The sequence below is a fragment of the Bradyrhizobium sp. CIR48 genome, from assembly GCF_014198315.1.
GTDB lineage: Bacteria > Pseudomonadota > Alphaproteobacteria > Rhizobiales > Xanthobacteraceae > Bradyrhizobium.
In genome coordinates this window covers 543226-563567 of the sequence record NZ_JACIHG010000005.1, presented here as the reverse complement: position 1 = coordinate 563567, position 20342 = coordinate 543226, and the positions used below count along the sequence as shown (strand labels likewise).

General features: G+C 63.8%; 27 protein-coding genes. 21 read left to right on the top strand and 6 right to left on the bottom strand.

Going from position 1 to position 20342, the window contains the following annotated elements:
• The first annotated feature begins 11 nt into the window (after positions 1-11).
• From GGD66_RS19070 to GGD66_RS41540, 11 genes are read left to right on the top strand one after another with little or no spacing between them, the layout of a single operon-like run.
• On the top strand, positions 12-482 hold the full coding sequence (locus GGD66_RS19070; RefSeq protein WP_183258645.1) for a MaoC/PaaZ C-terminal domain-containing protein: 471 nt from the start codon (positions 12-14) through the stop codon (positions 480-482).
• On the top strand, positions 479-1720 hold the full coding sequence (locus tag GGD66_RS19065) for a CaiB/BaiF CoA-transferase family protein (RefSeq protein ID WP_183258644.1): 1242 nt from the start codon (positions 479-481) through the stop codon (positions 1718-1720). The genes GGD66_RS19070 and GGD66_RS19065 overlap by 4 nt, the downstream gene beginning before the upstream one ends.
• Before the next feature lie 3 nt (positions 1721-1723).
• Entirely contained in the window at positions 1724-2095 is a 372-nt protein-coding gene (locus tag GGD66_RS41550; RefSeq protein ID WP_246788913.1) for a hypothetical protein, read from the top strand.
• Entirely contained in the window at positions 2074-2550 is a 477-nt protein-coding gene (locus tag GGD66_RS41545) for a hypothetical protein (RefSeq protein ID WP_246788912.1), read from the top strand. The genes GGD66_RS41550 and GGD66_RS41545 overlap by 22 nt, the downstream gene beginning before the upstream one ends.
• Positions 2551-2565: 15 nt before the next feature.
• Entirely contained in the window at positions 2566-3420 is an 855-nt protein-coding gene (locus tag GGD66_RS19055; protein ID WP_183258643.1) for a shikimate dehydrogenase, read from the top strand.
• A gap of 51 nt (positions 3421-3471) precedes the next feature.
• Entirely contained in the window at positions 3472-4140 is a 669-nt protein-coding gene (locus tag GGD66_RS19050) for an amino acid ABC transporter permease (protein ID WP_018322645.1), read from the top strand.
• Positions 4141-4149: 9 nt separating this feature from the next.
• Complete coding sequence (locus GGD66_RS19045; RefSeq protein ID WP_092259891.1) at positions 4150-4806, top strand: amino acid ABC transporter permease; 657 nt, start codon at positions 4150-4152, stop codon at positions 4804-4806.
• Between the two features lie 53 nt (positions 4807-4859).
• Complete coding sequence (locus tag GGD66_RS19040; RefSeq protein ID WP_092259889.1) at positions 4860-5687, top strand: transporter substrate-binding domain-containing protein; 828 nt, start codon at positions 4860-4862, stop codon at positions 5685-5687.
• 58 nt (positions 5688-5745) lie between these two features.
• Positions 5746-6492 (top strand): amino acid ABC transporter ATP-binding protein, encoded by a 747-nt coding sequence (locus GGD66_RS19035; protein WP_183258642.1) that lies wholly within the window; start codon positions 5746-5748, stop codon positions 6490-6492.
• A gap of 13 nt (positions 6493-6505) precedes the next feature.
• Complete coding sequence (aroQ, locus tag GGD66_RS19030; protein WP_018322649.1) at positions 6506-6955, top strand: type II 3-dehydroquinate dehydratase; 450 nt, start codon at positions 6506-6508, stop codon at positions 6953-6955.
• A gap of 6 nt (positions 6956-6961) precedes the next feature.
• Complete coding sequence (locus GGD66_RS41540; RefSeq protein WP_246788911.1) at positions 6962-7102, top strand: hypothetical protein; 141 nt, start codon at positions 6962-6964, stop codon at positions 7100-7102.
• Positions 7103-7206: 104 nt separating this feature from the next.
• On the opposite strand, the gene GGD66_RS19020 is transcribed toward GGD66_RS41540, so the two are convergent.
• Together GGD66_RS19020 and GGD66_RS19015 are read right to left on the bottom strand one after the other, a co-directional pair.
• A complete protein-coding gene (locus GGD66_RS19020) occupies positions 7207-7527 on the bottom strand; it encodes a hypothetical protein (RefSeq protein WP_183258641.1) in 321 nt (106 codons plus the stop codon).
• A gap of 104 nt (positions 7528-7631) precedes the next feature.
• The gene (locus GGD66_RS19015) at positions 7632-8087 is read right to left on the bottom strand and encodes an Hsp20 family protein (RefSeq protein WP_018322651.1); all 456 of its coding nucleotides are present in this window, start codon (positions 8085-8087) and stop codon (positions 7632-7634) included.
• Between the two features lie 327 nt (positions 8088-8414).
• Here GGD66_RS19015 and GGD66_RS19010 point away from each other — a divergent pair, with 327 nt between their 5' ends.
• Together GGD66_RS19010 and GGD66_RS19005 are read left to right on the top strand one after the other, a co-directional pair.
• Positions 8415-8639: a hypothetical protein gene (locus GGD66_RS19010; RefSeq protein ID WP_183258640.1), complete on the top strand. Its 225-nt coding sequence runs from the start codon at positions 8415-8417 to the stop codon at positions 8637-8639.
• A complete protein-coding gene (locus tag GGD66_RS19005; protein WP_028143162.1) occupies positions 8636-8815 on the top strand; it encodes a hypothetical protein in 180 nt (59 codons plus the stop codon). The genes GGD66_RS19010 and GGD66_RS19005 overlap by 4 nt, the downstream gene beginning before the upstream one ends.
• Positions 8816-8830: 15 nt before the next feature.
• On the opposite strand, the gene GGD66_RS19000 is transcribed toward GGD66_RS19005, so the two are convergent.
• Positions 8831-9742: a LysR family transcriptional regulator gene (locus tag GGD66_RS19000; RefSeq protein ID WP_092259880.1), complete on the bottom strand. Its 912-nt coding sequence runs from the start codon at positions 9740-9742 to the stop codon at positions 8831-8833.
• A gap of 110 nt (positions 9743-9852) precedes the next feature.
• Between GGD66_RS19000 and GGD66_RS18995 the strand changes: the two genes are divergently transcribed.
• Together GGD66_RS18995 and GGD66_RS18990 are read left to right on the top strand one after the other, a co-directional pair.
• Positions 9853-10485 carry a DsbA family protein gene (locus GGD66_RS18995; RefSeq protein ID WP_092259878.1) on the top strand — a complete coding sequence of 211 codons (633 nt, stop codon included), beginning with the start codon at positions 9853-9855 and terminating at the stop codon, positions 10483-10485.
• 43 nt (positions 10486-10528) lie between these two features.
• Positions 10529-11428, top strand: a complete 900-nt coding sequence (locus GGD66_RS18990; protein WP_183258639.1) for an MBL fold metallo-hydrolase — start codon at positions 10529-10531, stop codon at positions 11426-11428.
• A gap of 10 nt (positions 11429-11438) precedes the next feature.
• On the opposite strand, the gene GGD66_RS18985 is transcribed toward GGD66_RS18990, so the two are convergent.
• The gene (locus GGD66_RS18985) at positions 11439-11912 is read right to left on the bottom strand and encodes a MarR family winged helix-turn-helix transcriptional regulator (RefSeq protein ID WP_183258638.1); all 474 of its coding nucleotides are present in this window, start codon (positions 11910-11912) and stop codon (positions 11439-11441) included.
• A gap of 138 nt (positions 11913-12050) precedes the next feature.
• Here GGD66_RS18985 and GGD66_RS18980 point away from each other — a divergent pair, with 138 nt between their 5' ends.
• From GGD66_RS18980 to GGD66_RS18960, 5 genes are all read left to right on the top strand, one after another.
• The gene (locus tag GGD66_RS18980) at positions 12051-12593 is read left to right on the top strand and encodes a VOC family protein (RefSeq protein ID WP_183258637.1); all 543 of its coding nucleotides are present in this window, start codon (positions 12051-12053) and stop codon (positions 12591-12593) included.
• A gap of 27 nt (positions 12594-12620) precedes the next feature.
• Positions 12621-14258 (top strand): FAD-dependent oxidoreductase, encoded by a 1638-nt coding sequence (locus GGD66_RS18975; protein ID WP_183258636.1) that lies wholly within the window; start codon positions 12621-12623, stop codon positions 14256-14258.
• Positions 14255-14461, top strand: a complete 207-nt coding sequence (locus GGD66_RS18970) for a DUF2783 domain-containing protein (protein WP_018322660.1) — start codon at positions 14255-14257, stop codon at positions 14459-14461. Before GGD66_RS18975 ends, GGD66_RS18970 begins: the two co-directional genes overlap by 4 nt.
• Positions 14462-14753: 292 nt before the next feature.
• Positions 14754-15014: an EF-hand domain-containing protein gene (locus tag GGD66_RS42435; protein WP_409362374.1), complete on the top strand. Its 261-nt coding sequence runs from the start codon at positions 14754-14756 to the stop codon at positions 15012-15014.
• A 33-nt stretch (positions 15015-15047) separates the two neighbouring features.
• A complete protein-coding gene (locus GGD66_RS18960) occupies positions 15048-17333 on the top strand; it encodes a heavy metal translocating P-type ATPase (RefSeq protein ID WP_183258634.1) in 2286 nt (761 codons plus the stop codon).
• Between the two features lie 19 nt (positions 17334-17352).
• Here GGD66_RS18960 and GGD66_RS18955 read toward each other — a convergent pair whose 3' ends face one another.
• The gene (locus tag GGD66_RS18955; RefSeq protein ID WP_312014144.1) at positions 17353-17829 is read right to left on the bottom strand and encodes a hypothetical protein; all 477 of its coding nucleotides are present in this window, start codon (positions 17827-17829) and stop codon (positions 17353-17355) included.
• 545 nt (positions 17830-18374) lie between these two features.
• On the opposite strand from GGD66_RS18955, the gene GGD66_RS18950 reads away from it, so the two are divergent.
• Positions 18375-19562 (top strand): CaiB/BaiF CoA-transferase family protein, encoded by a 1188-nt coding sequence (locus GGD66_RS18950; RefSeq protein ID WP_183258633.1) that lies wholly within the window; start codon positions 18375-18377, stop codon positions 19560-19562.
• On the opposite strand, the gene GGD66_RS18945 is transcribed toward GGD66_RS18950, so the two are convergent.
• On the bottom strand, positions 19559-20281 hold the full coding sequence (locus GGD66_RS18945) for a DUF72 domain-containing protein (RefSeq protein ID WP_183258632.1): 723 nt from the start codon (positions 20279-20281) through the stop codon (positions 19559-19561). The two genes, GGD66_RS18950 and GGD66_RS18945, sit on opposite strands and share 4 nt — an antisense overlap.
• Between the last annotated feature and the right edge of the window lie 61 nt (positions 20282-20342).

Below are 20342 nucleotides of genomic sequence, written 5' to 3'. Positions count from 1 at the left end.
GAAAACGCGACATGATCGATGAGCGCTACTGGGACGATGCCAAGGTCGGTGACGAATGCGTCACCTCCTCAGTGACGGTCACCGAGGCGATGGTGAATGCCTATGCCGAGTTGACGGGCGACTTTACCCCGGTCCACGTCGACGAGGAATACGCCAAGACCACACCATTCGGCACGCGCGTCGCGCACGGGCTGTTTGGTCTGTCGCTGGCCGACGGTTTGAAGACCCGTGCCGACTACCGCTTCCTTCCAGGAATGTCGCTGGGCTGGACGTGGGATTTCAAGCTGCCGATCAAGCTCGGCGACACCGTACACGTGAAGTTCCGTGTCGGCTCGATGCGCGCCACGAAGCGTGATGGGTGGGGCATCGTGGTGCTGCCCTCGGAGCTGATCAATCAGCGCGGCGAAGTGGTGCAGCTAGGCGAGCATCGGTTGATGATTCCGATGCGCCCGAAGAACAACGCCGCAGGAGAGCAGGCATGACCGCGCAAGATCTGCCGCTCCAAGATCTGCCGCTCAAAGGCATTCGCGTCATCGACTACAGCCATTTCCTGGCAGGCCCGTTCATGGGCCGTTGCCTCGCCGCGATGGGCGCGGAAGTCATCAAGGTGGAGCGTCCGAAGCACGGCGATGCGGGACGCGCCCACGGATATTTCAAGGACGGGCAATCCGGCTACTTCCTGCAGCAGAACATGGGAAAGCAGGGGCTCTGCATCGACCTGCGCGACAAGCGTGGTCTCGACATGATGATGAAGCTCGTCGACACGGCCGATGTCTTCATCGAGAACTACCGCCCCGGCGCACTCGAGCGCCTCGGGCTCGGTTACAAGGCGCTGTCGGCACGGAATCCTAGACTTATCTACTGCTCGGTCTCAGCCTATGGCCACACCGGTCCCTATGCCGACCGTCCGGGCTTCGGCCTGATCGCAGAGGCGATGTCGGGCGCCCTGGCGCAACTGGGCACTCCCGGTGAAGCTCCGCCGTTGCTGCGGATGCCGCTGGCAGACATGTATACCGGCATCCACGGCGTAGCAGCCATCAACGGGGCGCTGGTCGGTCGCGTATCGTCCGGCCGTGGCCAACACATCGATCTGGCGCTGTACGACTGCATGGTCTCGATGCACGACTATGCGGTTCAGCGTTACTTCCTCTCCAACGGCGCCGACATGCCGAAGCAGACCGGGAGCGGACAACCGGACTCGACCGTCTACGGCGTCTTCCCTGCCAAGGACGGTAATCTCGTCATCGCCGCGCAAGTCGATGATGCGTGGCGGCGATTGGCGACGCTGATCGGAGGGAACGCGTTGGCATCCGACCAGCGCTTCGCCCAACCTGCCGCACGCAACGCCCATTATGCCGAAGCCATGGAGATTGTGCGTAACTGGACGCTGTCGCAGCCGTCTCGGGATGCGTGTCTGGCAGCACTCGAGCAAGCAGGTGTGCCGTCCGCTCCCGTGCAGACCATCGGAGAAGTCGTGAAAGACCCGCAGATCCACGCGCGCGGAATGCTGGTCGAGCAGGAGCATCCCGTGCTCGGCAAGGTGACACTGCCTAACCTGCCTTTCCGCTTCTCCGACTGCGACACCTCGATACGCATGCCGGCGCCACTACTCGGTCAGGACAATCGGCGCATTGCCGCGTCACTGGGATTGTCGGCCGAAGCCGTCGACGCGATGGTGCGCGACGGCGTGCTGTACAACGAAGTCGCAGTGCAGGAGTGAGCGATGAGCGATCGTTATGCGGTGATTGGCAATCCGATCGGCTTCAGCAAGTCACCCCTTATCCATGGCACTTTCGCCAGAATGACGGGACAGGACCTTATCTATGAGGCAATCGAGGGACCCCTCGATGGTTTCAACGAGCGGGTTGATCAATTCCGGACCGAGGGCGCCAAGGGGCTGAACATCACCGCCCCGTTCAAGCTCGATGCCTTCGAGTACGCAAGCGAGCTTTCGGAGAGCGCCGAGCGAGCTGGCGCCGCAAACTGCCTGAAGTTCGTCGGCGATCGGATCATTGCCGAGAATTTCGACGGGTCGGCCTCGTCCGTGACATCACCGTCAATCTCGGCGTCAAAATGGCCGGCCGCCGCGTCCTGATGCTCGGCGCTGGAGGAGCGGCGCGCGGCGCGATGCTGCCGTTCCTGCGCCAGGAGCCCTCGGAGCTGGTTCTCGTCAACCGAACGCTGTCGAAAGCCGTGGCTTTGGCCGACGAGTTTGCCGGCTGTGGTCCCCTGATCGTCAGCGGCTACGCCGAGCTGGCCGATCTCGCGGAGGGCTACGACGTCGTCGTCAACGCGACGTCTGCCAGTCTGCGCGGTGAAATGCCGCCGCTTCCAGGCAATGTCTTCCGGGGGGCGGAGCTGGCCTACGAACTCGCCTACGGCAAGGGGCTCACGCCCTTTCTGCACACGGCCCGCGCCGAAGGCGTCGCCAAGCTCGCCGACGGCGTCGGCATGCTGGTGGAGCAGGCGGCCGAAGCTTTTGCCTGGTGGCGCGGCGTTCGACCGAGCACGGCTCAGGTCATCGCCGAGCTGACCGTCCCATTGCGCTGACCGGCGGTGCCGAGCATGCAACCCAAACCCAGCTTCCTCGTCGGCCTGATCGGCAGCGGCATTGCTGCGTCCCGCACCCCGCCCATGCACGAAGCGGCCGCTGACGCTGCGGGCATCCGCTATCTCTACAAGAAGATCGACCTGTCCGACTTGAAGCTCGGCGTGGAGGCATTGCCGGAATTGCTCATTGCCGCGAGGCGGATGGGCTTTGACGGGCTGAATGTGACCCATCCCTGCAAGCAGGCGATTATTCCACTCCTGGACGAGCTCTCGCCCGACGCGGAGGCGCTTGGCGCCGTGAACACCGTGGTGGTCAGGAATGGCCGGATGACCGGCCACAACACCGACTGGTTCGGCTTCGCCGAGAACTTTCGCCGCAACATGCAAGGCGCATCACTCGGTCGGGTCGTCCAGTTCGGCGCGGGCGGCGCAGGCGCGGCAGTTGCTTTCGCGCTCATGAAGCTCGGCGTGCAGGAACTGACGATCATAGATCTCGATTTGGCCAAGGCACAGGGTGTGGTCGACGCGTTGTCCCCTCGGTTTGCAAAAGCGCACTTCAGGGTCGGCCGGGATGTCGCAGCGGCCGTGGCTGCCGCGGACGGCATCGTCAACGCAACGCCGATCGGCATGGAGAAGTATCCGGGCACGCCGCTGCCGACGACCTTGCTGCGTCCCGATCTATGGGTCGCCGAGATCGTCTATTTCCCGCTGGAAACCGCACTGCTGCGCGAGGCCCGCGCGCTCGGCTGCCGCACCGTCGACGGTGGCGGCATGGCGATCTTCCAGGGCACCGAAGCTTTCCGCCTGTTCACGGGCATCTCACCTGATCCGGACGTCTTCTTCGCGACTTTTGCATCCCTGGGAGGGTGACACCCGGCCGATGGGCGAGCGGCACGCACAACGCCCGAGAGGAAACGCAAGATGGGCTATACGCTCGATTTCTCGGTGGTCTGGCAGGCGCTCCCAGCCTTGTTGTGGGGGTGCCTGGGGACGCTGGGGCTGGCGCTTGCCGGCATGACACTGGCGATGATCATCGGCGTCGCCGGCGTCGCGGCACGCGATTCGAAGGCGGCCTGGTTACGTGCCATCGTGATCGGCTTCGTCGAGATCGTGCGCAATACGCCTTTCCTGGTGCAGATCTTCTTTCTGTTCTTTGCACTGCCGCTCATCGGATTGAAGCTCAATCCGACCGCCACCGCCATTATCGCACTCGGCGTGAATGGAGGCGCCTACGCCATCGAGATCATCCGTGGCGGCGTGCAGTCCATTCACCAAGGACAGGTTGAGGCCGGCTACGCGCTCGGTTTGCACAAAGGACAGGTGTTCCGCTTCATTGTACTCAAGCCCGCGCTTCGCGCGATCTACCCGTCGCTCACGGGGCAGTTCATCATGCTGACGCTGACCTCGTCGATCTGTTCAGCCGTCTCCGCCTATGAACTGACATCGGTTGCGCAGCGCATCGAAAGCGACACATTCCGCAGCTTCGAAGTCTATTTCTCCGTCACCTTCCTCTATCTCGCGATCTCCTGGCTGCTGATGCTGGGCTTTGCAGTCATCTCCCGCCGTTTCTTCTCTTATCCGACACGCTGAGGAGAGTTCATGACACCGCATTTTGGCCTTCCGGAGTTCGGCTTCCTGCTACGTGGTCTGCAATGGACCGTGCTGCTGACGCTGGTCGCATTCGCAGGCGGCTGCACGGCGGGGCTTGCCGTCGCATTGATGCGGACCTGTGGTCACAAGGGCGTGGAATGGATCACCAGCGTCTACATCGGGATATTCCAGGGCACTCCGCTGCTGCTGCAGCTTTTCGTCGTGTATTACGGATTGGCGCTAACCGGGCTGAAGCTCGATGCCTTCGTCGCGGTAGCGATTGGTTTCACCGTCAACGCTTCCGCCTTCCTCGGCGAGATCTGGCGCGGCGCAATCCAGGCCGTTCCGCGCGGCCAGTCCGAGGCGGCAATGGCGCTCGGCCTGCATTATTCCTCCCGCATGCGCGACATCGTGCTGCCGCAGGCGATCCGCATCTCGCTGCCGGCGACCATCGGCTATCTCGTGCAACTCATCAAGGGCACCTCGCTCGCCGCCATTGTCGGATTCATCGAACTCGCCCGCGCCGGCCAAATCGTATCGAACCAGACCTACCAGCCGTTGCTGGTCTTCGGCGTGGTTGGCGCGATGTATTTCATCCTCTGCTGGCCACTCTCATGGTGGGGCAGCCGGATGGAGGCCAGGCTCGCCCTGGCCAATCAAAGGTAGGAACGGCGCACCTACCCAATCAAATACAGCCATCACCAGGAGGAGAACACTAAATGCTATTTTCGATCACTCGCCGCCAGCTCGGCATCGCGGTACTCGCACTGGCGGCTGTCGCCACGGCGGGCAAATTGCAGGCCGCTACGTTGGAAGACGTGAAGAAGAAGGGCGTCGTCGTCATCGGCATTCAGGGCGATAATGCGCCTTGGGGCTTTGTCGACAGCTCGGGAAAGCAGGAAGGCATCGATGCCGACATGGGGCGTGCCTTCGCTGAATTCCTCGGCGTGAAGGCCGAGTTCTCTCCTCTGGCCGTGGCCAATCGTATCCCGGCATTGACCACGGGCCGTGTGGACATCCTGTTCGCGACCATGGCTATGCTGCCGGAGCGTGCGAAGGCGGTGCAGTATTCCAAGCCGTACGTCGCCAATGAGATCACGCTCGTCGCGGCCCAGGCAACGCCGATCAGCAGCAATGCCGATATGGGCAAATATGTCATCGGTGTCCCGCGCTCCTCGACGCAAGATACGCAGGTCACCAACAACGCCCCGTCCGGGACCGAGATCCGCAGATTCGACGATGACGCGGCCACGATACAGGCACTGCTCTCTGGCCAGGTCCAGGCCGTGGGTGCGAACTTGTTTTACCCGCAGCGTCTGAACGCCGCGAAACCGGAGCTCGGGTTCGAACCGAAGCTTCATTTCTCCGCTCTGTACAACGGCGCATGTACGCGCCTGGGAGACAAGGAGTGGAACGAGACGGTCAACAAGTTCATCGACCAGATCAAGTCGAACGGCAAGCTGGCCGCCTTCTACGCCAAATGGATGAAGGTGCCGGTCCCGGTTTTCCCCGACTCGGTTCCCGGCGTCCCTTTCACCGTTCAGTAGTCCCTGCGAGCGGCCGACGCGCGATCCGCGTTGGCCGCCGCCGACAGCGGAGGCCAGCATGCAGGAGCAGATCCTGATCGAAATGAAGCGTGTGCAGAAGTGGTACGGCGGGTACCAAGCTCTCCGCGATGTCGATCTCACCGTGCGCAAGGGCGAGAAGATCGTGCTCTGCGGTCCGTCCGGTTCGGGCAAGTCGACGCTGATCCGCTGTATCAACCGCCTGGAGGCGATCCAGCAGGGCAGTATCGTGGTGAACGGTCATCGGCTGGACGACAGCATCAAGGCGATCGATGTCGTACGTCAGGACGTCGGCATGGTTTTTCAGAGCTTCAACCTTTTTCCGCATATGACGGTGTTGCAGAACTGCATGCTCGCCCCCATTCGCGCGCGCCGCATCGGCAAGGCCGAGGCAGAGGCGACCGCGCGAAAATACCTGGAGCGGGTACGCATCGGTGACCAGGCCGAGAAGTATCCGGCTCAGCTTTCGGGCGGCCAGCAGCAACGTGTCGCGATCGCGCGTGCGCTCTGTATGCAGCCCAAGGTGATGCTGTTTGACGAGCCGACCTCGGCTCTCGATCCTGAAATGGTCAAGGAGGTGCTCGATACGATGATTGGCCTCGCCAACGACGGTATGACCATGATTTGCGTCACCCACGAGATGGGCTTTGCCCGCCAGGTTGCCGATCGTGTCATCTTCATGGCCAAAGGGCACATCATCGAGGAAGGCGCGCCCGACGCCTTCTTCCGCAATCCACAGCACGCCCGCACCAGGCAGTTCCTCGGCGAGATCCTTGCCCATCACTGAACGGAGTTCTTCCATGAGTCGTCTTGTCTACGTCCTCAACGGGCCAAATCTCAATTTGCTTGGCAAGCGCCAGCCTCACATCTACGGTCACGAGACGCTTGCGGACGTGGAGCGGGATTGCCGGGCGCTGGCCGCGGAGCTCGGCCTGGAGATGCGCTTTTACCAATCGAACAGGGAATACGAGCTGATCGACTGGATCCACGAGGCGCGCGAGACGGCTGCCGGTATCGTGATGAATCCCGCGGCCTTCACCCATACCTCGGTCGCCATCCTGGATGCCTTGAACACGTTCGAGGGCACAGTGATCGAGGTGCATATTTCCAACGTGCATAAGCGCGAGGAATTCCGCCACCACTCGTTTGTGTCCAAACGAGCTGATGGGGTCATTGCAGGCTTCGGCACTCAGGGCTATCTGCTCGGCTTGCGTCGCGTGGCCAAGCTGCTCGATGAGAAGAAGGGCTAGTATCGCATGAGTGCACCCGTCCGCCTGTCAGTGATGGGAGCGGGTCTCATCGGCGAGCGACACATCGAACACATTCTCGCGCGGCCGGAGGCGGTGCTGTCGTCGATCGTCGATTCGATGCCGGCGGCGAGTTGGCGGTGTCGCTGAAGGTGGACTGGCTTCCATCCTTTCAGGACATGCTCTTCAAGAACCGCCAGAAGGAGTGGTTGTCGACACCCCCAATCAGTTCAGATCCTTTGGCTGGTCCTCGATTACGGCGTTGCGGCGGCCCAGGGCCGCCGCAGCCGCATCGGGACGCCGCCGCCGGGCGGCGGGTCGTCGTCATCATCATCGAGCTTGCGCAGCGCGGTGAGGATGTCCGCGAGCCGGATCGGCCGATCCATGCCGGGAATCTCGCGCAGCGCCGGATGGGATTCGACGGCGTACATGTCCGAGGCCCACGACGACAATATGATCCGCTTCTCCGCTGTCGAGAGCTTGCGGTCGTCGAGGACGGAGCTTGGCGATGCATAATGCGCAGCGGGATGGAACAGCGCGCCGAGACCGCCGGTGGTCGCATTGGCATTGGTCATCACTCGTCTCCCTCTACACTCCTTTCGAAGGGATGGTCCGATCGGCGGATGGCGATCCGGTCGCCATCCGCCAGGGTGGTCGCTGTCGAACGCGTTCGACCGGCCTAAGCCGCTTTCTTCTGCTCGATCTGCGGTGACGCAGCACCCGCGATCTGGATCCGGCGCGGCTTCATGGCTTCCGGAATCTCGCGCAGCAGATCGATGACCAGGAGACCGTCCTGGAAAGCGGCCTGCTTGACCTGGACGTAGTCGGCGAGATTGAACACGCGGCGGAACGGACGCGCGGCGATACCCTGATAGAGATATTCGCGCGTGGCGCTGTCCGGCTTCCGGCCCTCGATGGTGAGCGCGTTCTGTTCGGCGGTCACGCTGATGTCGTTGACGCCAAAGCCCGCCACGGCCAGCGTGATCCGGTATTGGTCTTCGCCGGAGCGCTCGATGTTGTAGGGGGGATAATTGTCCTCGCCCGCCTGGCGCAGCGTGCTGTCGACGAGGTCGGCCAGATGGTCGAAGCCGATGGTGGAGCGCCACAGCGGCGCGAAGTCAAAGGTGGTCCTCATACCAAGTCCTCCAAAGAGCAAGATGGATACGAAGGAGCGCCGTTAAGGAATCGGGAACGGATCCGAAGACCCCGGCCCGGCGCCCGCGCCGGACCCGATCGGGCATCCGGCACACCGCTCTCGCGGCGAAAAACGACTTAGAGCGCCGCAAGGCCCTTGCAAGAGGGACGCGCAAAATTTTTTTCGGGCACCCCCAACGGTGTCAAGCAAGCGGCGAAAGAGGATCTTGACAGCAAAACAAGCCTGAATATTTTTTGCGCCGGAAGATGTTTCTTCCCGCACCGCAAATTCGAAAAGGACCGTGAAAGACCGTCAGGAGTGACGACGATGCTCGATCAGGATTTCGCCCGCATCCGCGCGCACCGCAACAACCTCTCTCGTTATCGACGCTTGCTCAAGACCGAGCTGTCGGACATTGAGCGCCAGTTTATCGAACGACGCCTCGCCGAGGAGCAGACCGCGCTCGAGGCTCTCGCCGCCGATGCCTTCCCGGCCGCATTCACCGTTCCGAACACGCCATCGGCGATCGTCACGACCGGAGCGGAACGATGAGTGACGTCCGCAACCTCCTCATCAGCGGCAGCGAGAAGGTGATCGGGCACTATCGCGTGTTGCTGGCCGGTGCCAGAAGCGAGAGCGAACGCGAGCTCTATCGCGCCCGGATCGAGCGCGAGCAGCGCCTGCTTGACGCCCTGCGGGGCGGCCTGCCGGATCGATCCGCGGCATGAACCGGCGGGCACGAGTCATTCCGGAAATTTGCTGGCGAGCGTGCGGCCTTCCTGCACCAGCATGGCCACGAACGCCGTGATCTTCGGCGGCCGGAACCGGGCCGCGGGATACACGGCATGGATGCCGCCAGTCGGCAGGCTCCAGGACGGCAGGACATGGACCAGCCGGCGGGACTTCAAATGCTCCGCGACCAAATAGTCGGGCAGCACGCAGAGTCCGCCGCCGGCAAGCGCGGCGCCCAGCACCGCAGGCGTCGTGTTGATCGAGATCGACTGCCGCATGCGGATCGTGCGGCTGTCGATATCGCGTCTGGTGAAGCGCCAGACCAGTGGCTCGTCGAGCGCACCGTTGGCAATGAACGGCAGAGCCGCAAGCTCGTCGGGCGTCTTGCTCCGGAACGCCGCGGCCACGTCCGGCGCGGCCACCAGCAATTGCCGAAACGATCCGATCCGCCTGGCCTGCTGACTTGAATCGTTCAGCCAGCCGACCCGGATCGACAGGTCGATCTGGTTGGCGAGGAGGTCCGTTCGCGTGTCCGACAGGATCAGCTCGACGCCGCAAGCGGGATATTTGCGCGCAAACTTCGCTGCCAGCGGTGCGATCATCGTTGCGCCATAGTCGTTCGGCGCGGCGATCCGCAGCATGCCCATCGGCTCGGCATTGGTCTGGGCGAGCTCGTCCACGGCATCTTCCGCCGTGCGCAGGATCATGACGCAGCGGGCATGCAGCAACCGGCCGGCTTCGGTCGGCTCGACCCTCCTGGTGGTCCGCAGCAGCAAAGCCGTTTTCAATTCTGCTTCGAGCCGTGCCACCTGCTGGCTGACGACGGTCTTGGTGATGCCGAGGCGCTCGGCAGCGCGTGTGAACGAGCCGGCATCGACCACGGCTGCGAAATAGGCGAGGCGGTTGAGATTGATCGCTTCCATGGGGTCGCCATTGTCAGCTAATAACAAACAATATGTACCATTATCTGATATTTATCAAATAATGATCGGCCGCTAGGTTCTCCGCATCGAACATTGGCGGCCCGATAATCATGCAAATCACCTATCTCTTCGACCCTCTCTGCGGCTGGTGCTACGGCGCATCGCCAGTGCTGGAGCAGCTTGCCGCGCACGGCGATGTGACGCTGGTGCTGGCACCGACCGGCCTGTTTGCGGGCCCCGCGGCGCGGACCATGGACCAGCATTTTGCCGCCTATGCCTGGCAGAACGACCAGCGCATCGCACGGTTGACCGGCCAGCCGTTCAGTGAGGCCTATCGCACCGGCATTCTCGGCAATACCGGCAGCCTGTTCGACTCGGCGCCGGCGACCCTTGGCGTCGTCGCCGTAGGCCTGGTTGATCCGGCTCGTGAGTTCGAGGCGCTCAAGCTCTTGCAGCGCGCCCGCTATGTTGATGGCCGCGACAATTCCAACCTTCAAATCGTCGCCGATTTGCTCGACGGCGCGCAACTGACCGATGCGGCGCGCCGCGTGCGGGCGCCTGACGATGCATTGATCGCGGCTTACCAGGCGCGGACCGCGGCCGCGCGCGCCGACATGACGCGATTTGGGGCCGGTGGCGTGCCGGCCCTGGTGGTCGGCGAGGGCGCCGGGCGGAGGCTGCTGGACGGCAGCATGCTGTTCGGGCGGTTCGATCTGCTGGCCGCACAACTCCGTGCCGCCTGATCATCCAAACCGATTTTCCCTGCAGAGTTCAATGGAGAGAGCCATGTTGTCGAGGAGACAGATCATGAAGACCAGCCTTGCCGCGGGTGCCGCCGCATTATTCGCACCCGCCGAAGTCGGTCATGCCGCGGAGGGCAAGCTGAGCTGGAAACATTTTCCCGCAGGCCCCAATGGATTTTTCCGTGCGCCCGTCCTGCTTTCCGGTCCGACCGAGGCGGTGCTGATCGACGGCGGCTTCTCCTATCCGGACGGACGCGCGCTCGTCGAGGCGATCAAGGCGAGCGGCAAGAAGCTCACCACCATCTATGTCAGCCAATCGGATCCGGACTATTATTTCAGCCTGAAGCCGGTGCGCGAGGCGTTCCCGAATGCCAAGGTGCTGGCGGCGTCCGCGACGCTCGCGGCCATCAAGGCGAATGTGGAGAAGAAGCTCGCCGTCTGGGGACCGCAGCTCAAGGAGAACGGTCCGCAGACGCTCGCCGATGTCGTTCTGCCGGACGCGTTCGATGGGGCTTCCCTTGCGGTTGACGGCGAGGCGATCGAAATCGTCAACGCCGAAGGTCTCGCCAACCGCCGCTATCTCTTCGTTCCGTCCTTGAATGCCGTGTTCGGCGGCGTGATGATCTTCTCCGGCGTGCATGTCTGGACCGCCGATACGCCGACCAAGGAGCAGCGCGCAGCCTGGGTCGCCAACCTCGACAAGATCGCGGCCCGCAAGCCGTCTCTCGTCGTGCCGGGCCACATGGCAGCGGGCGTCGCCGCCGATCTTTCCGCTGTCGATCACACCAGGAAATATCTGCTCGCGTTCGACGAAGAGCTGGCCAAGGCCGCTGACAGCGCTGCGCTGAAGGCTGCCATGGAAGCGCGCTTCCCGAATCTCGGCATGGGCGTCGCGCTCGATATCGGCTCCAAGGTCGCCAAGGGCGAGATGAAGTGGGGCTGAGGGGGAGAAGCTACGCCAACGCCGCCGACAATTTGCGCATCACCCGGTCGAGTACCGCCACTTCTTCGGCGGTCAGCGCCCCAAGCAGCTTCGTCTCCCGCGCCAGCGCGTAGGGCACGATCTTGCGATAAAGCGCGCGACCGGCTGGGGTCAGCGAGACGATCAGCTCGCGCCGATCGTCGGGATGGTGCTTGCGGCCGGCGATGCCGCGCGACTCCAGGCCCTGCACGGCGCGGCTGACCTGCATCTTGTCGAGCGTCGTCAGCGGGCCGATCTCCTTGGTCGCAATCTCCGGGCGCACGCCAAGAATGGCGAGCACGCGCCATTCCTGCCGTGTCAGCGCAAAACGTTCGGAATAGACCTCGGCAACCGCCAGCGACACCTGCTCGGCAAGGCGTGCCAGCCGGTACGGAAAATATCGCTGCAGGTCCAGCTCGACGCCATCCTGCGCCGTGGCGGCTTTGGCCGCTTCGCCGCGCGCCATGCTCGAACGTCCCATCACGCGATTCCCGTCGCCGACCCACTCGAAAAATTCTTCGGAGTGGATTGATCCAGATCAAATTCAGGAAATAGTAACATCTGATACTAATTTCGCAACCGCAAATCCAGGGAGCGAAACGCCATGAAAATCGAGAAGATCCATCACGTCGCCTATCGCTGCGTCGATGCCAAGGCGACCGTCGAGTTCTACAAGACCGTCATGAACATGGATCTTCTCGGTGCCATTGCCGAGGATCGGGTGCCTTCGACCAAGGCGCCCGATCCCTACATGCACATCTTCCTCGATGCCGGGAACGGCAACATCCTCGCCTTCTTCGAGCTGCCGAACTCGCCGCCGATGGGCCGCGATCCCAACACGCCGGAGTGGACCCAGCACATCGCCTTTCAGGTTAAGGACCTCGCCGAGCTCGAAGAGGCCAAGGCGCGCGCGGAGGCCGTCGGCCTCGACGTCGTCGGCATTACCGACCACACCATCTTCAAGTCGATCTATTTCCGAGACCCGAGCGGCCATCGCCTGGAGATCGCGGTCTGGACCGCGACGCCAGAGCAGATCGACCGCATGAAGTCGGTCGCGCACGAGATGGTCGAGGAATGGTCGCGCACCAAGCGCCCGCCGCGCCACACCGCCTGGATGCACGAGAAGGAATTCGCGGACGCGCATTGATCCCGGCACGCGCATCAGGAAGCGAACATGACGAGCTACATCTATCCGAAGTTCGGCTATCGGCGTTCCCAAGAGCAGGCCGAGGGGATCGTGAAGCGGCATCCGATCGTGGTGATCGGCGCAGGTCCCATCGGCCTGACCGCGGCGCTCGATTGCGCGGCGCGCGGCCAGCCGGTCGTGGTGCTCGACGACAACGACACCGTCTCGATCGGCTCGCGCGCGGTCTGCTACGCCAAGCGACCGCTCGAAATCTGGGACCGCCTCGACTGCGCGGTGCCCATGGTCGAGCGCGGCGTGAGCTGGAACGTCGGGAGGGTCTTCTTCCAGGACCAGCTGTCCTACCAGTTCGATCTGTTGCCCGAGGCCGACCACCAATGGCCGGCCATGATCAATCTGCAGCAATATCATCTGGAAGAGATGCTGGTTGCCAAATGCCGGGCCAATCCGCTGATCGAGCTGCGCTGGAAGCACCGGCTCCTCAGCCTCAAGCAGGCCGCCGACCACGCCACGCTGGCGGTCGAAACGCCCGACGGCATCTTCCCCATGGAGGCGCAATGGGTGATCGCCTGCGACGGGGCCAACTCCGACGTGCGCAAGATGGTGGGGGCCGAGTTCACGGGACAGTACTTCCAGGACCGCTTCCTGATCGCCGACGTCGCCATGAAGGCGGATTTCCCGACCGAGCGCTGGTTCTGGTTCGATCCGCCGTTCCACCGCGGCCAGTCCGTGCTGCTGCACCGGCAGGCGGACAAGATCTGGCGCATCGACTTCCAGCTCGGCTGGGAAGCTGATCCCGATGAGGAAAAAAGGCCCGAGCGGGTGATACCGCGCATTCGTGCCATGCTCGGCGAGGACACCGAATTCGTGCTCGAATGGGTCTCGATCTATCAGTTCGCCTGCCGGCGCATCGACAATTTCCGCCAGGGCCGGGTGTTGTTCGCCGGCGATGCCGCGCACCAGGTCTCGCCGTTCGGCGCGCGCGGTGCCAATACCGGCGTCCAGGACATCGACAATCTCGCCTGGAAGCTCGCGATGGTGCTGCGCGGCGAGGCGTCGGAAGCACTGCTCGACAGCTATCACGAGGAGCGTGCTTATGCCGCCGACGACAACATCCTGAACTCGACGCGCGCCACCGACTTCATCACGCCGAAGACGAAAGCGAGCCGCTATTTCCGTGACGCGGTGCTGGAGCTCGCCCGCCATCACGCCTTTGCGCGGCCTCTGGTCAACAGCGGCCGTCTCTCGACGCCCACGCCTTATGTGATGTCGGCGCTCAATACCCCCGATGACGACGCGATGATGGGCGGCGTGCGGCCCGGCACCAATGCGGCCGATGCGCCGATCACGGTGGATGGCAAGCCCGTCTGGTTCCTCCATTGTCTCGGCGATGGCTTCACGGTCGTGGCCTTCGGCAAGGAGACCGACAAGACCGAGATCGCGGTGGGTCCCCTCAAAGCGAAACTCATTGTCGTCGGCCGCGACATCGCCGATCCCTCCGGCCTGCTTGCCGAGCGCTACGGCGCTTCGGCCGGGACCACCTACCTGTTCCGGCCCGATCAATACGTCGCGGCACGCTGGACCGGATTCGACGAGGCTGAGATCGCGGATGCGATGTTGCGGGCCTCCGGGCACGGCACCGCCGGACGGAAGGAGCTGGCAGCATGACGCTCAATTTGTCACCCAACATCGCCGATCCCGACGACTTCTACGCCGAGCTGATCGACGGCCAGCGAGATCTCGACGAGGAACAGGCGCTGCGGATGAACGCACGGCTGATCCTGTTGCTCGCCAATCACATCGGCGACCGCAAGGTGCTCACGGAGGCGATCGGCTGCGCCCGCACCGGCGGCGGCGTCGAAAAGCCATAGGGGCCAAGCTGGAGCAAAAGCCGCTTTTTGATTTGGCTCAACGTAAACTCGGTGAAGTTCGACACCTTGTAGGCCCACCCCAAGGATTGGAGGAAGCGCCATGCCAGGTCGAACCATTGCTGCAGCGTTGCTGCTCGCCACTTTGGGCCAGCCGGCTTTGGCTCAATCGCCAGCGGACCATCAGAGCCACCATCCCGGACAGGAGCAGGCGCCGGCCTCGCCGCAGTCGAGTTCTCCTGCAAACCCATCCGCCGAGCGGCAGAGCCCGATGCGCGGTGGAGATATGATGGGAATGATGGGGCGCGGAATGATGGGACAGGGAATGAAGGGGCATGGTGCGACAGGCGGTGACGCCATGGGGCCGCCGGTCGCCTTTCGCATCATCTTCGCGCTGATGGATGCCGATGGCGACGGAACCGTCTCGTTGCCCGAGTTTCAGGTCGCGCACGAACGAATTTTCAAGGCCATGGATCGCGACAAGGACGGGAAGCTCACTCCGGACGAGATGATGGCGTTCATGCACGGGAACAAGAGCGCCGTCCCGCAGCAATAGCGAGTGGAAGCCGAAGGGCGGGCGCGCCAAGCCATGTCGTTTGATCGGGTCCTGCGATGGGCTCTGGTTGCGATCGCAATCGCAGGATTGATCGCAGGTATTCTCGCGCGAGCCGCAGGCCGGCCTGATGTAGCCAACTTCGCCTGGGCGCTCGGCACGGCGCCCGTGATTGCGGGATTGGCGGTCTCGATCGTCAAGGATCTCTTGAGCGGCCGCGTCGGCGTGGACGCGATCGCGCTGCTGTCGATGAGTGCGGCGTTGGCGCTTGGACAGCCGCTCGCAGGCGCTGTGGTCGCGCTGATGTATTCCGGCGGCAACGTGCTGGAGGAGATCGCGGTCGCACGGGCGGAGCATGATCTGCGATCCCTGGTTGATCGGGCACCGCGCCAGGTCCATCGCAAATCCGGCGAGCGGATCGAGGATGCTCCTGTTGAGGACGTCGCGGTCGGCGAGGAGCTTCTGGTTAAGGCCGGCGAAATCGTGCCGGTCGACGGTGTGGTTGCGTCGGCCTCTGCCACCATCGACGAGTCCGCTGTGACTGGCGAGCCGATTCCGGCGGAGAAGACACGCGGAGGTGCCGTTCTCTCCGGTTCTCTGAATGCGGGTGAGACCTTCCAATTGACCGTGACGGCGGTGGCCAGCGAGAGTACTTACGCGGGCATCGTGCGCATGGTGACTGCGGCGCAGACTGCGAGAGCTCCGTTTGTGCGGTTGGCCGACCGCTATGCGCTGATCTTCCTGCCGGTCACACTCGTCATCGCCTTTGTGGCATGGCACATCTCCGGCGACCTGACCCGCAGCCTTGCCGTGCTGGTGGCGGCGACGCCTTGCCCCCTGATTCTGGCCGCACCCGTCGCCTTCATCGCCGGGGTGGCGCAAGCGGCCCGCCGCGGCATCCTGGCCAAGGGCGGAAGGGCGCTGGAGGCGCTGGCCCGCGCGCACACCGTGCTATTCGACAAGACCGGTACCCTGACGGTGGGCGGGGCGCGGCTGCTGTCCGTAGAGGTCGCGCCGGGCGAGGATCCGGACGAGGTCCTCAGGCTCGGAGCGTCGCTCGAGCAAGCGTCGCATCATGTGCTCGCGAAGGCCGTCGTCGCTGCGGCGCTCGCCCAGGGGCTCGAGCTGAGACCGCCGGAACATGTCAAAGAGATCATGGGATCCGGCCTCAGCGGCCAGATCGACGGACGCCACGTTGTGGCGGGCTCGCGGGAAATGCTTCTCTCGCATGCCGATCTGTCGCCATGGGAGTTGCGAGCGATACGACGTGCCTCGTGGCGCTCGGCGCTGATCGTCTTTGTCGCGGTGGACGGCCGTCTGATCGGCGCGCTGCTGCTGGCCGACGAATTGCGGGCCGACACGCCACGCGCGATCCGGCTGCTGCGCGATGCCGGCATCGCGCGGATGGTGATGGTCACGGGTGATCGCGCCGCGGCGGCGCAGGCCATCGGAGCTGCGCTCGATCTCGATGCCGTGCTGGCCGACCGCGTTCCCGCAGATAAGGTCGAAGCGGTGCGTAGCGAACAGCGGCTGCATCCGACCATCATGGTCGGCGACGGTATCAATGACGCCCCGGCGCTGGCCGTGGCTGACACCGGGATCGCGCTCGGCGCGCGTGGTGCAAGCGCCTCCTCCGAGGCGGCAGATGTGGTGATCCTCACGGACCGGTTGGATCGGGTCGGCGAAGCGATCATCATCGCGCAGCGGGCGCGACGCATCGCCCTGCAGAGCATCTTCGTCGGTATGGGATTGTCATTGGTAGCCATGGTCGCTGCCACCGTTGGCTGGCTCGATCCCGTGCCCGCTGCCATCGTCCAGGAGGTGATCGATGTTGCCGTCATTCTGAACGCGCTGCGAGCGCTCAATCCGCCTCTCGTCAGGAGTGGTCCGCGCCTCACCGCAGAGCAGGGGCTGACGTTGCATCACGATCATCAGGCCCTGCTCAGGGATCTCGACCGCTTGCGCCAGATCGTCGATGCGCTCGACGACGCGGTGCCCGAAGCGGTCGCTGCCTTGATTGGCGAGGCCCATCGACTGGTCCAGAGCAGCGTCGTGATGCACGAACGCGAGGATGAAGACAGCGTCTATCCGAAGCTCACGGAGGTTCTGCGCGACCGCCACGGACTCTCCGCCATGAGCCGTGCGCATCGCGAGATACTGCATCTCGCGCGGCTGCTCGCCCGGATCGCGGAGGATCTGCCGTCAGAGAAGATCGACCGCTACCTCATTCGCGACGCCCAGCGCGTGATCGAGGCGATCGAGACGCTGGTGCGCATGCACACGGCCCAGGAGGAGGACATCTACGAGGCCGTGGCGGCATAGGACGCAGCGGCAATCGACCTCAATGCTGCAGCGGTTGCCAGCCGGCGTGGTCAAAATACTTGCCGTATTGAGCGAGCGCCCGCACGATCTTCATGGCCCCCTGATCGCGGCTGGTCCCGGTCTTCATCGTCGCCGCGCCATCGATGATCTGCTCGAGGACGAGGTGAAGCTGCTGATCGGCCTGCTCGGGCAGCTTGCAGTTTCCGACCACGTCATCGACTTGCGCCTGGACTCGCGTCGCCAAAGCCTCGTATTGCGCAGGCGTAAACACGTTGCTGTGAATGGGTGCCAGCGATTGCCTCATCGCGAGACTGATGTCGTCCATGCCGCGGCGCAAGACATCATCAGTCGGCCACTTCTTGCCGTGGTCGAGCTCCGGCCGGGCGGTCGTGGTTGGTCCTTCATGGCTGTGGGGTCCGGCGGCGAGAGCAGGCTGCCCCAGCACGAAACAGAGCGCGAGGACTGACATCAGGAGTGACTTGGTTGAGATGATCACGGGACTTCCTCCGAAGAGCTTTCTTTGCCTTCAAGTGGGAGATTGCGACATCCAGGAGTTTGCGCTGGAGCAAAGTCGTGGACGGAATGAGCTGCGGCCCCGCGACGCAGGATGCGTCGAGCCAGCCATCAGTCAGTCGTCAGGCGCCTGCTTAGATGAGCCCGTGCAGCTCATCACGAGCAGGCTTGAGTCAGCTCAATGCAACGCAGCTCCATCGGTGGCCAGAGTGCGCCAAAATGCCCGTTTGAGCTTTTGCATGCCGTCCTTCCCTCACGACGTTACGGCGCACCTTGAGGCTCTCATCTTGCTGCGGCTGGTCCTGGCGATCGGTTGAATGAGCATGGCGATGATCCTTGCGCTGCGGTCCGGCGGGGTTTCGGGGAAGCGCTCAGACGAGACCTCAGCGCGCACGGTTTCCCTGTCGAGAAGCGTTTCATCAGGAACTGTTCGCGATGCGATGATGAAAGTCGCGCGTGCATCCCGCTTCCCAACTTGCCCTGGCAGCCAGTCCCTGTAATCTGCGGAAAACAACAGGGAAGGAATCGATGGGAGGTGTTCTGGAGGGCGTGCGCGTGCTCGATTTCGGGCGCTATATCGCAGGGCCCTATTGCGCGACATTGCTGGCCGAATTCGGCGCCGAGGTCATTCGCGTGGAGAAGCGCGAGGGCAGCGAGGATAGATACGTCGCGCCGGTCGGCGAAGGCGGCGAGGGCGCGTTGTTCCTCCAGGTCAACCGCAACAAGAAGTGCATCACGCTCGATCCGATGAAGCCGGAAGGACAGGAGGTGATGCGCCGCCTGGTTGCGACCGCGGACGTCGTCGTCGCCAACCTGCCGCCGCAGACCCTGCGCGCGATGAAGCTCGACTACGAGTCCCTGAAGGCGATCAAGCCCGACATCATCCTGACGACCGCAACCGCGTTCGGCGGGCCGGGCCCCTGGTCCGACCGCGTCGGCTTCGACGGCGTCGGGCAGGTGATGTCGGGATCGGTCTACATGACCGGCACTGGCGGTCCGCCTTACCGGGCCGCGGTGAACTGGGTCGATTTCGGCACCGCGCTGCACTGCGCGTTCGGCACGCTCGCCGCGCTGATCGAGCGCGGCAAATCCGGGCGCGGGCAGATCGTCGAGGGCGCGCTGCTCGCAACCGCGCTGTCCTTCACCAACGCGACGCTGATCGAGCAGGCCGTCATCAACGTCAATCGCGTGCCGACGGGCAATCTCGGCCAGACCGCAGCGCCCGCCGACATCTACCGCACCCGGGACGGCTGGGTGCTGTGCCAGGTCACCGGGCATCCGCTGTTCAAGCGCTGGGCGCGACTGATGGGCGAGGAGGAGCTGTGGCTGAACGATGCCCGCTTTGCCGACGACATCAGCCGCGGCAATAACGGCGCCGTCATCAGCGAGCGGATGGCGCGCTGGTGCGCCGAGCGCACCACGCAGGAAGCGGTCGATGCGCTGGGCCAGGCCATGATCCCGACCGGGCCGGTCCTCTCACCGCAACAGGCGCTGGATCATCCGCACATCCGCGCCGCCGGCTTCATGCAGGACGTCGATTATCCCGGCCTACCGAAGCCCGCCCCGGTGACGCGTGCCGCCGTCCGGTTGTCGGAAACGCCGGGCGAGATCGCGAGCCGCCCGCCGACGCTCGGCGAGCATACGAATCGCGTCCTCGCCGAGCTCGGCTATGACGCGGCCGCGATCGCGGCGCTTCGGCTAAGCGGTGTGATCTAGAGCAGTTGCTTCAACGCCCTGGCGTCCGCGGGTGCCGCGCTCTTCTGGTCGTTGTCGAAATAGACATAGACGTCGCAGCCCTGCCGCTTCCACGACTTGATGCGCTTCGCCCATTGCGCCAGTGCCGCCCTGGTATAGTGCCCGTGATAGCGCCCGCCCGGCCCGTGCCCGCGCACATAGACGAAATCCGCCGTGCGCTTCCATGGCGCGGGCGCATCGTGATGGTCGGACAGGCAAAGCGACATGTTCTCGTCGGCCAGCATTTTGAGGATGCGCGGCTGATACCAGCTCGGATGCCGGAATTCGAAACTGTAACGCCGTTTCCGCGACAACAGCTTGAAGAACGAGGCGAGGCGGTCTGCGTCCGCCTGGAATTGCGGCGGCAGCTGGAACAGGATCGGACCGGCCTTGCCGCCGAGCCGTGAGATGCGGTCCTCCAGCAGCTCGAGGCTGTTGACCGAGCGCTCCGACAGGCGCTTCCAGTGCGTGATGAATTTCGACGCCTTCCAGGCGAAGACGAAATCGCGGCCGGTCTGCTCGCGCCAGCCTTTCACCGCGTCAGGCGTCGGCGTGCGGTAGAACACGCCGTTCAGCTCCGTCGTGTCGAATTGTCCGGCGTAATAGCTAAGCTGCTGCTTCAGCGTCACGCCTTCAGGGAAGAACGGGCCGCGCCAGGAATCATAATGCCAGCCCGAAGTTCCGATCAGAACGCGCGCCATGGTTTCCGTGCCCTCCGTTGCCTTTGCCGGAGAGGAACGTCCAGGCAGACGATACGTTGCT